We start from the raw sequence: 12,491 nt of genomic DNA, 5'->3' as shown, positions 1-12,491 counted from the left end.
GTAAGCCATGGCAAGAATGAAATTTTTCGTAGATAACAACAGATGTATAAGTTGTTTCGGTTGTCAAGTAGCTTGCTCTTCGGCGCACGAAACTCCTGTGGGCATTAACCGCCGTAAGGTTATCACGCTGCATGACGGCGTTGAAGGCAAGGAGGTTTCAACAACTATCGCATGCCAACACTGCACGGACGCTCCTTGCGAGCAAGTTTGTCCTGTGGATTGCTTTTATATCCGCGAAGACGGTATCGTGCTTCATGATAAAAACAAGTGCATAGGCTGTGGATACTGCTTATATGCTTGTCCGTTTGGTGCGCCGCAGTTTCCAAGAGACGGGGCGTTTGGCATTAAAGGTGAGATGGATAAATGCACGATGTGCGCGGGTGGTCCTGCGGAGACAAATTCTCACGAAGAGCGTGAGCTATACGGACAAAACCGTATTGCAGAGGGCAAAGTGCCTATGTGTGCGGCGGTTTGTGCGACAAACGCTCTTTTGGTTGGAGATGCAACCGAAGTTGCAAATGTATATCGCAAACGCGTCACACTTCGCAATACAGGCTTTTCTATCTAAATTTAAGGGGGCAATTCGCCCCTTTTTCTTCTCTTTTATTCTTTAAAATTTAGCTTTTATTTTATCTTTCATTAATCGCAGCGAGTTATAATTTTATGTAAAATCATAAAATTAAAGGATTTGAGATGAGGTATGTTCAAATTTTACTCCTTTTATTTATAGCCTTTTTCTTTGCGGCTTGCAGCACAAATAGCACTCCAAAACTATACTTAAACTCCAGTGCACCCGTATTTATTACAAATTTAGACGCAAACCAAACGGTCTTTATAAATTTTAAAAACTCATCAGGACATCAAAACACTCTTGAAGAGACGGTTAGGAAGAAATTTGTAAGTAAGGGTTTTGTGCCCGTAGCTGATAAAAAGCGTGCGGATATCGTCTTGCTTGGGGATTTTATGATGCTTGAGAGAGTGGAGCGTAAGGATCCTAATGTCTTTATAAATTTAGGCTACGGCTTTGGCTCGTTTGGACGTAGGAGTTCAGCGGGAGTGGGCATGGTGTTTGGAGATCCTTTTTATGATGATTATTACGATACTCGCCACTACATCTACAAGGCAACGGTTAGTGTCTCAATCACTACAAAAGAGCGCGAGCAACGCACCATACTTGATGTGCAAAGTGATAAAAACGTATATTCTCCAAGCTACATAATGCCTTTTGTAGAAGATAAGATAGCTACTCAGATAATCAACTTCTTTTATTAATTTTGTTTGTAAAGAGGGCGGGCAAGCTCTCTTTACAAGCCTTTATCCTTTTAAACCATGCTTATAATTTATCGAGCTAAATTTCAAATTTGTTTTTGATATATATTTTAGGGTTGATATATATCAATATCTTTAACTGCTTAATAATGATATACTTAATCAAAATCAAAAGAAATCAAATTTCTCATAAATTTCATACAAAAAGGATGTAAGATGAGAGTAGTTTTAAGTTGTGCCGCATTGGCTAGCTTGCTTGTAGCAAATAGTGCAAACCCAGATAATATCGCTCCGTTAAAAGATTTCGTGCCACCTAAGCCATATACGCCAAATATCGCTCAAAGCGCATTTCCCGCACATCAGTTTGATCGCACGAATAGGGATGAGTATTTTTTCGTAACCGACCTGCTTGATGATTCGATGGATAAATTTCACATTTCGGGCGGATTTTACGGTAGAGATTTTTATAGCTCGGCTCTTTTTAAATATCGCGGGGCAAATTTCTACACCATCTTAAACGCAAATTTTTCAAAGGGCAACCGCTACAAAGACGGTGGCGGCAATGAAGTTGATTTTGGCTACTCAAGACAAGGTCAAAGCGCTATTTTGGGCTTTGTACCAAACGATATAAGCGAATTTCGTTTTACATTTTTGCGTGATAATATAGATAACGAAAAAGAACCTCATCACGCGATGGACGCAGTTAAAACCGAGCGTAAGATAGCGAAATTTAACGCTCGTTTAGGCGAAGAAAGTCTTGCTAATACGCTAAATTTAGAGCTTATGCTAAGAGATATCAACCGCGACGCAAACAACTATGAGCTAAGAAATTCGGCTCAAAAAGTAAAAGTCGAAGTAGAGAGGAAAATTTTTGACGCGAAGCTTAGCTATGACGTTGATTTTGGCAATTTTCACAACATGATAGGCACTAGCTATCAGCACGACTTACACGAGGGCAAAAGGTACGGATTTGTGGGTGGCAAATGGGTGTTTAACGGATATCGCTTCGGAGATGTTAAGAACCAAAGCGTGAGAGTGTTTGACGAGATATCTTATAAATTTAACGAAGCAAACAAGCTAAATTTGGCGCTAAACTACGAGTGGATGAGCTCGAATTTGCGCGCGGCAAACAGCTCATACTCAGCTCCTATGCCTCAAATTTCAACTATAAAAGGGCTGGTTAAGTCAATTTATGGCGAAAATTTAGACGGCGACATCAAGCATAAGGTTTTAAGCGCGAGCTTGAAATACGAATTTAGCCCGAATGAAAAGGATCTTTACTACGCGGCACTTGAGAGCATTAGCAGGATGCCTTCAAATATGGAGCGCTTTAACACCCTTTACGGACCGCTTGATAACGGCTGGATATCAAATCCGTTCTTAAAACCTGAGCGCCACAACCGCGTGAATTTGGGACTTGAGTATAAAAGCGAGTTTTTCAAAGAGTATCTAAGCTCAAAGCAGGGCGAGGATAGTTTCGCTATCAAAGCTCATCTTATCGCAAGCGACGTAAAAGATCTCATCATCTATGATCGCAGGCACTCAAAAGCGGCTATGCCGATGAATAAAAATGCCGTTATCTCGCGCAATGTGGATGCTGAAATTTACAGCGCAAATTTAAGTGCGAGCTATAACTTCTTACAAAATTTTGGCTTAAAAGCGGCGCTTTTTTACAACTACGGACAAAACAAAACAGACGGCAGAGCCCTTTATCAAATTCGTCCGTTTGAAGCGAATTTAGCAGCTGATTACAAGAGCTACGCAAGCTTTGGAAGCTTTAGTTTAGGCAGTGCGCTTAGATATGTAGCCAAGCAAAACAGAGGCGATTTTGATAAAAGCACCGGACTTGGCATAGACAGCAAAGAAGCAAAAGCGTTTACGCTCATAGACGTTTACGGTGCGGTTGAGTTTAGAAATAAATTCGGCTTAAGATTTGGCATAAATAATATCTTTGATAAGGAGTATGCGGAGTTTATAAGCGGCGATCATGTCGCAGCTCTTGATCCAAGGAGAGTAAATGCGCCGGGTAGGGTGGTGTTTGTGAGTTTTCACTCAAGCTTTTGATAAAAGCTAGTCTCGCAAGCGCTTTTTTGAGATTTTGCAAAATTTGCACTGCAGCAGGCTATCTTGCCTAGCTTTGCTTAATTTTGCTTCAAAGCTCAAAAAATCATCTCGCGATACTTTGCTTTTACGACTTTATTTTAGTTAAAAATTCAGATCAACACAAAGGATAAAAAATGAAAAGACGAAATTTTTTAGGTTTAGGCGCAGCTCTTGGAGTAACGGCATTTGCTCCAAATTTGTTTGCAAAAGAGAGGTTTGATATTTGGGGAATGCCTGCCATCCCAAGTACTATGCTTGCGGTTGCGACTATGCAAGGAGAGCTTAATAAAACTCACGATATGAAACTGCGAATTTGGAGCAACCCCGACCAGCTTCGTGCGGGTGTGGCAAGCGGAGATATGAAGCTAACCGCGGCGCCAAGTAATGTGGGCGTAAATTTAGCTAACCAAGGCATAAAATTTGGCATGCTAAACATCATGACAAACGGACTTCAAAACGTCCTTGTTAAAGACGCAAGCATAAAAAGCATAGAGGATTTGGTCGGTAAAAAGCTTATCATGCCTTTTAAAAACGATATGCCCGATCTCGTCTTTCGCGCCATTTGCAAAAAGCGCGGCATAGACATCTCAAAGATCGACATCACCTACGTGCAAACTCCGCCTGAGTCGGTTGGACTGTTTTTACAAAAGGACTATGACGCTGCACTATCCATCGAGCCTATGAGCTCGGCTGCCATACTTAAGGGCAAAAAGATGGGCGTGGATGTAAGCGTGGGCTTTGAACTGCCTGAAATTTGGGGCGAGAGCTTTGGCGTGAAGCCATATATCCCGCAAGCGGGTCTTATAGTGAGTTTGGATTATTATAATGCTAACAGAGAGGTTTTTGAGGTGTTTCATAACGACTTGCAAAACGCTCTTAAGTGGATTTTACAAAACAAGCAAAGTGCCGCTAAGATCGGCGCTCAGTATCTTCCTGCACCGGAACCCGCTCTTGCAAACGCATTTGAGCGTTCAAATTTAACCGTAACTAAAGCAAGCGATTTGGCTGATGAGCTGATGAGCTTTTTTGAAGTGTTGTTTGAGCTAAATCCAAAAATTTTAGGCGGAAAAATGCCTGATAAGAGTCTATTTTTATGATTTTAATCGATAACGTTAAAAAAGATCGCGCGGCGATAAACCGCGTGGTTGATTATCTTTGGGGCGGATTTAGCGGATTTGCCACGATATGTCTTTTGATCGCTCTTTGGCAGCTTGGTAGTGAAAAATTCGGCGAATTTATGCTGCCTGCTCCAAAGGTCGTTTTTCTTAAGGCGTATTCGCTTCTGCTTGAATACAAGGCAAGTGAGATTGATGTAACGCTGTTCAGATCGCTTGTAGGCGTGGGAACTGCATGTATCATCGGTATCACGCTTGGGCTTATTGCCGGTGCTTATAAGAGCTTTGCCGCGCTTTTAAAGCCGCTTATAACGGTGCTTTTAGCCATGCCGCCGATCATTTGGATAGTGATGGCGATATTCTGGTTCGGATTTGGAAATTTTAGCACTATCTTTACCATCATCATAACTGTTTTGCCGCTAACGTTTGCAAGCTCGGCGGTAGGTATGATGAGCGTTAGCGAGGAGCTAAAGGAGATGTTTGACGCATATCATCTTGGGCTTGCAAGGAAAATTCGCCATCTTTATATCCCACATCTTACGGGTTACATCATAAGCTCTTTAAGTGTGGCTGTGGCGATGGGTGTTAAGATAGTCATCATGGCTGAGCTTTTGGGGGCGAACGAAGGAATGGGCGCAAAGATAGCAAGCGCACGCGTCATGCTTGATACGACCGAGGTGATGGCTTACGTGGTGCTTGTTATCACGCTTATCATGCTTTTTGAATACCTAATCATCGAGCCTTTAAAGATAGCACTCATGCCTTGGAAGCGTTAAGGAGCGATAATGTTGGAACTTAAAAATGTAGAATATGAAATTTTGCGCGATAAGGTCGTGAGAAATTTTAGCCTAGATGTTGAAAGCGGCGAGGTTATAACTCTTTTTGGCGCAAGCGGGTGCGGTAAGACTACGATACTTAGGCTGATTTCCGGTATCATAGAGCCAAGAAAAGGGCGCATAATCAACAAATTCGCCCGCACGACCTATCTTTTTCAAGAAAACCGCCTCTTAGAGTGGAAAAACGCGCTTGAAAACGTGCTTTTGGTTATGGATAAACCCGATGAAAGTCTAGTGCTTAGCTACTTTGAAAGGCTTGGTCTTGGTAAAAAGGACGCTAGAAAATATCCAGATGAGCTAAGCGGCGGAATGCGCCAAAGGGTCGCCTTTGTGCGCGCTATCGTGACTCAGCCTGATTTGCTTTTGATGGATGAGCCGTTTTCGGGGCTTGATTATGACATGAAAGAAATTTTGATGGAGATGATCGCAGACCGCGTGAAAAACGGCATGAGCGTAGTGCTCGTGACACATGACAGGATGGAGGCGGCTAAGATGAGCGATGAAATTTGCTTCCTTGAGAGCAAAGGTGCTGTCATCGAGCGTAGGCTAAAGCTTGAAAAGCGCTTTGAAGATAGGAATTTTGATTACTTAAACGCCGTGATAAACGAGAATTTCAAGGGGAAAATTTACTATGATTAATGATTTTTTTACCTATCCTATGCGGATATTTTTCCTTTCAAGCGCTATTTGTGCGGCACTTGGCGGAGCTGTATTTTTTGCGCCGGTTGATTTTATAAGCCTTCATAAATTTATATTTTTACACCTTGTAGGCGCGCTTGCTTATGCGGGATTTTTGCTTACGGGACTTACGGACTGGACGAATTTTACTAAATCGCTTAAAATTCATGCCTATATTTTGTTTGGAATTTTTGCTCTTAGTTTCTTTGCCTCGCTCGTAAATTTGTGGCTTGCTCATCTTTTTATGGCGATTTTTTGGGCGTATTTGGTGATGCTTTGCGCTTATATGATCTGGCTTGATAAAAACGACGATCAATTTGGGGTTATGGGCTTTTTGCTTGGAATTTTGCTCTTTGAAATTTGCTATCTTTTAAGTGGCGAAGAGAAGTTTTTAAATTTGCAAATTCATCTGCATATCATCGCGATTTTGCTTATATCATTTCGCGTTAGTATGGTGCTTGGACGCGAGGCGATAAAGCGCGAAAGCGATATGGATGAGGCTGTGTTTGTTCCAAATTTGGTCTATAAAAATATCGCCATTTGTTGCGTTTGTGCTTTTTTGATTTTAAGCGTGTTTTTTGAATCAAGCGGCGCGATAAGTTATGCGGCGTTAGCTTGCGGTGCTGCGGTTTTTGCCAAGCTTAAGGAGTGGCATTATAAAGAGCTCTTAAGGCATAATTTCATCGTTTTTTACTACCTTATGCAGCTTCTTGTGGCGGCTGCTTACGCCATCTTTGGCATAAGCGGAATTTTGGGTCTTGGACTTGAAGCAAACATGATTCACATCCTCGCGCTTAACGGCATGATATTTAGCATTATGCTTATCTTTAATATCGCCGGGCTTCGTCATAGCGGACAGGAGCTTGAGTTTTTGCTTCTTAGCAAGATAGCTTTTGTTTTGGTCGTGGCTGCGGGAATTTTTAGAGGGTTTTTTGCCTATGCTTGGAGTGGATTTTATATACATCTGCCGGCTACTTTGATCGCAATCGCTTTTGTTTTATGGTTTGTTGATTTTTATAAAATTTTTAAAAATAATGAATTTAGCGACGATCCCGAGTAAGAAATTTGAGTTTAAATCGACTAAAAGCGATAAATTTGCCGATTTTGCAAAGAGTATAGAGATATTGAAAAAAGAGCCGATAACGACTAAAGTAGTAGATGTGTAAGGCTCTTCACGCAGGTAAAACTTGGAGCGAAACTGAAGTTAGCCTAAAGCTTGCCGTAGAAAAATGATTTAAAGCCCAAATTCGGGCTTTAATCTAATCAAGCGTCCTTTTATATCTATACAGCGATAAAGCGGTACTAGCACATAAAAACACAAACATAGCTATCACGTCATAGACGTAGTCTGTTATAAGAGCGTTTTTAAGCCAAATTCCTCTAATCATACGTAAAAAGTGCGTCAGCGGAAAGAATTCTCCTAAAATTTGCGCCCATTTTGGCATGCCGTAAAACGGAAACATGAACCCCGAAAGTAGCAGTGAAGGCAAAAAGAAAAAGTAAGTCATCTGCATAACTTGAAGCTGATTTTTAGCAAGCGTGCTAAAGGTAAATCCAACTCCTAAATTTGCAAGCATCAAAAGAGTGCAGCAGGCTATAAGAGAGCCCCAATTCGTTATGACGGGAAGCTCAAAAAGATATCGCGCGATAAACAAAAGCACGCAAATTTGCAGATACGAGATAAAAAGATAGGGCAAAATTTTACCAAGCATCACCTCGGTCGGATATAGCGGTGTCGCGAGCAAATTTTCCATCGTGCCGCGCTCATACTCCTTAGTCATCGAAATTCCCGCCAGCAAGATAGTCGTAAGCGTAAGAAGTATGCCCACTAGCCCCGGGATGATCTGATATCTTGTTAAAAGCTCAGGGTTGTATTTGGTATGAACTATCAGCTCAAATTCGCTGTTTTGATGCTCTATGCTAAATTTATCCCTTGAGATGGCTTGGTTAAAAGCTCTTATAAGCGCGCTTGAAACCTGAGCCGATGAGGCGGGATCGGTAGCGTCAATGTCGATTAAAATTTTTGGCACAAAGCCTCTTGTTAGATCGCGCTCTAAATCATGCGGGAAGTGGATAATAAACTGCACATCGCCTTTTCTCATCAATTCATCTGCAAGCTCTAAATCCCTCGTAATGCTTTTTATATGAAAATATCCCGTGTTTTGCATGGCCTTAATAAGCGATCTACTAAGCTCTCCTTGCGAATTTATGACAAGTGCGGTTGGCAAATTTCTTGGATTGTTGTTGATCGCGTAGCCAAAAAGCAGCATAAGCATAAGCGGCATCATGATGATAAGAGCTAGTGTGCCTTTATCTCTTAGAATTTGGCGAAATTCCTTGATAACTACGGCGTGAATTCTAAGGATTGAGAATTTTTGCATGATTTTTCCTACGCACGCTCATCTTCAAAAATGTTTAAAAGATGGATAAATATATCTTCCAAACTCGTTTTTATCGGCTTTAAATTTGCTTGAGCGTTTGAGTATCCAAGATTTTTTATCTCGCTTTGGAGCAAATTCGCATCTCGCACTACGATGTGATAGCTGTTTCCAAAGGCAGAAACTGTATGAACCGCTCTGCTTGAGGCTATTAGCCTTGAAATTTCAGCTGCGCGCGAGCCGCTTAGATCCCAGATGTCAAGTTTGTATTTGGAGATGATTTCATTTTCACTGCCTTGGGCTAAAATTTTGCCGTAAGCTATGTAGATAAGCTCGTGGCAGCGCTCGGCTTCATCCATGTAGTGGGTTGAAACTAGCACCGTTACGCCGTCGTTTGCAAGGCGGTGTATGATATCCCAAAACTCCCTTCTGGCCTTTGGATCAACGCCTGCGGTAGGCTCATCAAGCAAGAGTAGTTTAGGGCTATGCACAAGGCACATCGCAAGCGCAAGGCGTTGCTTTAAGCCGCCTGAGAGAGCGCCTGCACTTTGGTTTTGTCTAGCTGCAAGACCAAGCTCCTCAAGCGTCCTGTCTATCTCAAATTTTTGATTTTTGATCTTAAAAAGTTTCGCTACAAATTCTAAGTTTTCTCTAACGGTAAGGTCGCTGTACCAGCCGAATTTTTGTGTCATATAGCCCGTGTTTAGCCTTATGGCGTCAGATTGGGTTAAAAAATCATATCCAAGACACTGCCCGCTTCCGCTATCGGCTTTTAAAAGTCCGCAAAGCATTCTTATCGTGGTCGTCTTGCCGCTTCCGTTTGGCCCTAAAAATCCGCAAACGCTACCTTTGCGTACTCTGATATCGACGTTATTCATGATGACGCGCTTGCCAAATCTCTTTGAAAGCCCTTGCACGTCTATGGCGTACTCGCTCATTGATTTTGCCTTACGCTAATGGGAAGTGAGGGGTGCAAAAACTCGCTTGGGTTATCAAGCAGGGCTTCAACGAGATACGTAAGCGTATCTTGAGTGTTTTCGCTGTATATGATGGGCGGGGTGTATTCGGGCTTGGAGGCTATCTTGCTAACGGTTGCGGTTAAATTTTCACATCCAATGCAGCCGATTTTTATCTTTTGTCCCTCTTTAAACTCGCCGATATAAGCGATCGGCACGAAAAATTTGGCTTTTAGCTCGTTTACGGGAAGTAGTAGGATAGCGGGCTTTGAGTTTAACGCCCACTCGCTCTCTTTATAAAAAATTTCTTCGATCTTGCCAGCTTTTGGGGCGTAAATTTTGGTTTCATTTAGCTGCCACTCTTTGGCTTTGATATCTTCTTTGAGTGCATTTATGTCCGCTTTTAGGCTGTTTATTTGATTAACTCTGGCGGGCAAATTTGCGATCTTTAAAGAGGCTTCAAGCTCGCTTACTACGGCTCTTGCTCTTTCAAATTCGGCTTTTGCGATATCCGCTTCTTTGTCAGAAACCGAGTTTTTGGCTATTAGTTTTTTAGTTCGCTGCCAGTTTTTATCAGCAAGCCAACTTGCCGCCTTGGCTTCGTCTAGCTTTGCTTTGATACGCTCGATCTCTTCTTTTCGCATGCCTAAATTTAGATCCTCAAGCTTTGCTTCAAGTGAGGCTAAATTCGCTTTAGCTATGTTTAAATTCGCTTTTTGCAAAGTATCTTCAAGCTCAAATAGCAACTTGCCCGAATCAATAATCTCTCCTTCTTTTACGTGAATTTTTACTATGCGTCCGCTAAAATAAGGCGATATGTGGATGTATTTACCTTCTAAATAGCCGTTAAAATGAGTGTCGTCCGCTTTCTTGTCGCAACCGGCAAGTAGCAAAAAAAGAGATAAAACTATAAATTTTGCATTCATTTTTACTCCTTAAATTTAGAGTGCAAATGCTAAAAACAGCTTTTTAAAAGCGATATCATTATAGCGGAATTTAGCTTAGCGGCCAAATTTTAGTATCGGTTTGAAATCTTTAAATTTGGGCTTGTTCTGATATAATCATTTTTAAATTTTTAGCTTTTAGGTACGAAATTTTTGAAACAAAAAGGAAAAATATGCAGATAAAAGAGAATAAAAAGGGCGCTATAGGATCGCTTATCATGTCGGTTTTGCTATTTGCGGCTGGTTTTTTAGGATATGTTTATTATGAACTTGCGGCTTCTGCGATTTTTACCATGATAGTAACTTTAGTATGTGCCGTTTTTTGCGTGAAAAAGATAGTTCAAGAGAGCTTTATAGAAATTTTTGATGACGGATTTGGCGTGAAAAAGGGTTCTAAACAGCATAAATTTTATTTTAAAGATATCGATGAGATCAGCACTCGCGTTGTGGATAAAAAGCGAGATATTCAGGTTTTAAACGTGAAATTTAAAAGAGGAAAGCTTGATAGAGAGGCCGCTGACGGGCTTATCCAGCCAATCGGTGAAAACGACGCAATAATCTTAGATAAATACGAAAAATCAAAATATGAAATTTTTAATCTTTTAAGAGAGAAGTTGCAAATTTTAAACCCTCAAGAAGAATCCGAAGCGACAAGAAAAATTAAAAATAAAAGCTAGATAAATCTTAATTATATTAAAATCAATCAATGTTTAGAATTTAGTTTTAGTACAGAATATTAAATAGGCGCAGTGTGCTTCGTTTGGTAGCAATAAATACACTGCGCGATATATTTATAAAATATTTTGTGGGTTATATTTTTCTCTCAACCTCATATCTCTCGCCGGGTTTCATCTCTATTATCTCCCATGGCAAACCTTGCTTCATAAGCTCATCCATAAACGGTTTGGCGTCAAATTCTTCCATATTAAATACACCTTTGCCATTCCAAATTCCTTTAGCAACCATCATAGAGCCTATCATAGCAGGAACTCCCGTCGTGTAGCTAACGGCTTGCGCGCCCGTCTCTTTATAACACTCTTCATGATCGCATACGTTATAGATATAGACTTGGCGCTCTTTGCTGTCTTTTATGCCTCTTATGACGCAGCCGATGTTTGTCTTGCCTTTTGTTCTTGCGCCAAGGCTGGCAGGGTCTGGAAGCAAGGTTTTTAAAAACTGGATAGGCACTATCTTCATTCCGTTATGCTCAACCTCGTCTATGCGCAGCATGCCGACATTTTCAAGGCATTTCATGTGAGTTAGATAGCTTTGTCCAAAAGTCATAAAGAAGCGAATTCTCTTAAGTCCTTTGATGTTTTTAACTAGGCTCTCAAGCTCTTCGTGATATAGCAGGTAGCTGTCTTTTACGCCGATTTTCGGGTAGTCCCACTTAAACATTATCTCCATAGGCTCGGTTTCTATCCATTTGCCTTCGCCGCTTTCGTCTTTTTCCCAATACCTGCCCTTTGAGCTAACTTCGCGCAGGTTTATCTCAGGGTTGAAATTCGTCGCAAAAGGATATCCGTGATCACCTGCGTTGCAGTCTAGGATGTCTATCTCGTGGATTTCATCGAACAAATTTTGCTGTGCATAGGCGCAAAATACGTTTGTTACGCCTGGATCAAATCCGCTTCCAAGAAGCGCCATCGTTCCTGCGTTTTTAAAGTCGCCGTCTTTTGCCCATTGGAGTTTGTATTCAAATTTCGCAGTATCGGGATGCTCGTAGTTTGCGGTGTCTATGTAAGGAATTTTAGCTTTTACGCAAGCGTCCATAAGTGTCAAATCCTGATACGGAAGCGCCACGTTTAGTAGCAGATCGGCTTTGGTTTGTTTAATGAGATCTACAACCGCATCGGTATCATCAGCGTCGATTTGAGCCGTATTTATCGTAACCCCAAGGCGCTCTTTGATAAATTTTGCTATAGCGTCGCATTTGCTCTTTGTACGGCTTGCAAGCGTGATAGTTGTAAATACATCACTATTCATCGCGCATTTTACGGTTGCCACTTGGCTTACTCCGCCGGCTCCGATAATTAAAATATGTGCCATGTTTTTCCTTAGTTTTGAAATTTATTTTGATTTTATCAAAAAATTATGTAATGTAAGATAAGACTTAAAGTTGCAGAAGAAGATATTTTTAATAAATTGCTATATTAAAATTTGAAAATTTAACTTAAAAATCATTTTAAGTTAAATTTCATGACATTAATAG

General features: G+C 41.1%; 13 protein-coding genes. 9 read left to right on the top strand and 4 right to left on the bottom strand.

The window, feature by feature from the left end; translation table 11 throughout:
• Nucleotides 1-7: 7 nt before the first annotated feature.
• The 8 genes from fdh3B (at nucleotide 8) to CDOM16188_RS11425 (ending at nucleotide 7,167) form a co-directional block, all read left to right on the top strand.
• Nucleotides 8-568 (top strand): formate dehydrogenase FDH3 subunit beta, encoded by a 561-nt coding sequence (fdh3B, locus tag CDOM16188_RS02570; protein WP_169941147.1) that lies wholly within the window; start codon nucleotides 8-10, stop codon nucleotides 566-568.
• 125 nt (nucleotides 569-693) lie between these two features.
• Nucleotides 694-1,272: a complement resistance protein TraT gene (traT, locus tag CDOM16188_RS02565; protein ID WP_172198262.1), complete on the top strand. Its 579-nt coding sequence runs from the start codon at nucleotides 694-696 to the stop codon at nucleotides 1,270-1,272.
• A gap of 213 nt (nucleotides 1,273-1,485) precedes the next feature.
• Nucleotides 1,486-3,333, top strand: coding sequence for a TonB-dependent receptor (locus CDOM16188_RS02560; RefSeq protein ID WP_172198260.1), 1,848 nt, complete (start codon nucleotides 1,486-1,488; stop codon nucleotides 3,331-3,333).
• A 173-nt stretch (nucleotides 3,334-3,506) separates the two neighbouring features.
• The gene (locus CDOM16188_RS02555; protein ID WP_172198258.1) at nucleotides 3,507-4,469 is read left to right on the top strand and encodes an ABC transporter substrate-binding protein; all 963 of its coding nucleotides are present in this window, start codon (nucleotides 3,507-3,509) and stop codon (nucleotides 4,467-4,469) included.
• Nucleotides 4,466-5,263: an ABC transporter permease gene (locus CDOM16188_RS02550; protein WP_172198256.1), complete on the top strand. Its 798-nt coding sequence runs from the start codon at nucleotides 4,466-4,468 to the stop codon at nucleotides 5,261-5,263. Before CDOM16188_RS02555 ends, CDOM16188_RS02550 begins: the two co-directional genes overlap by 4 nt.
• A gap of 9 nt (nucleotides 5,264-5,272) precedes the next feature.
• Nucleotides 5,273-5,962: an ABC transporter ATP-binding protein gene (locus CDOM16188_RS02545; protein ID WP_172198254.1), complete on the top strand. Its 690-nt coding sequence runs from the start codon at nucleotides 5,273-5,275 to the stop codon at nucleotides 5,960-5,962.
• The gene (locus CDOM16188_RS02540) at nucleotides 5,955-7,061 is read left to right on the top strand and encodes an NnrS family protein (RefSeq protein WP_172198252.1); all 1,107 of its coding nucleotides are present in this window, start codon (nucleotides 5,955-5,957) and stop codon (nucleotides 7,059-7,061) included. The genes CDOM16188_RS02545 and CDOM16188_RS02540 overlap by 8 nt, the downstream gene beginning before the upstream one ends.
• A complete protein-coding gene (locus CDOM16188_RS11425; RefSeq protein ID WP_301538599.1) occupies nucleotides 7,036-7,167 on the top strand; it encodes a hypothetical protein in 132 nt (43 codons plus the stop codon). Before CDOM16188_RS02540 ends, CDOM16188_RS11425 begins: the two co-directional genes overlap by 26 nt.
• Before the next feature lie 93 nt (nucleotides 7,168-7,260).
• Here CDOM16188_RS11425 and CDOM16188_RS02535 read toward each other — a convergent pair whose 3' ends face one another.
• From CDOM16188_RS02535 to CDOM16188_RS02525, 3 genes are read right to left on the bottom strand one after another with little or no spacing between them, the layout of a single operon-like run.
• The gene (locus CDOM16188_RS02535; RefSeq protein WP_172198249.1) at nucleotides 7,261-8,382 is read right to left on the bottom strand and encodes an ABC transporter permease; all 1,122 of its coding nucleotides are present in this window, start codon (nucleotides 8,380-8,382) and stop codon (nucleotides 7,261-7,263) included.
• 8 nt (nucleotides 8,383-8,390) lie between these two features.
• The gene (locus CDOM16188_RS02530; protein WP_172198247.1) at nucleotides 8,391-9,317 is read right to left on the bottom strand and encodes an ABC transporter ATP-binding protein; all 927 of its coding nucleotides are present in this window, start codon (nucleotides 9,315-9,317) and stop codon (nucleotides 8,391-8,393) included.
• Nucleotides 9,314-10,261 (bottom strand): HlyD family secretion protein, encoded by a 948-nt coding sequence (locus CDOM16188_RS02525; protein ID WP_172198245.1) that lies wholly within the window; start codon nucleotides 10,259-10,261, stop codon nucleotides 9,314-9,316. Before CDOM16188_RS02525 ends, CDOM16188_RS02530 begins: the two co-directional genes overlap by 4 nt.
• 191 nt (nucleotides 10,262-10,452) lie before the next feature.
• Here CDOM16188_RS02525 and CDOM16188_RS02520 point away from each other — a divergent pair, with 191 nt between their 5' ends.
• Nucleotides 10,453-10,956, top strand: coding sequence for a molybdate transport repressor (locus CDOM16188_RS02520; RefSeq protein ID WP_172198243.1), 504 nt, complete (start codon nucleotides 10,453-10,455; stop codon nucleotides 10,954-10,956).
• Nucleotides 10,957-11,089: 133 nt separating this feature from the next.
• On the opposite strand, the gene CDOM16188_RS02515 is transcribed toward CDOM16188_RS02520, so the two are convergent.
• Nucleotides 11,090-12,328 (bottom strand): saccharopine dehydrogenase family protein, encoded by a 1,239-nt coding sequence (locus CDOM16188_RS02515; protein WP_172198241.1) that lies wholly within the window; start codon nucleotides 12,326-12,328, stop codon nucleotides 11,090-11,092.
• Nucleotides 12,329-12,491: the final 163 nt, after the last annotated feature.

Origin of the sequence: Campylobacter sp. RM16188, assembly GCF_012978795.1 — a bacterium.
In the GTDB taxonomy this organism is placed as follows: domain Bacteria; phylum Campylobacterota; class Campylobacteria; order Campylobacterales; family Campylobacteraceae; genus Campylobacter_A; species Campylobacter_A canis.
The sequence above is the reverse complement of the archived record's forward strand: the minus strand, read 5'-3'. Positions and strand labels throughout refer to the sequence as shown.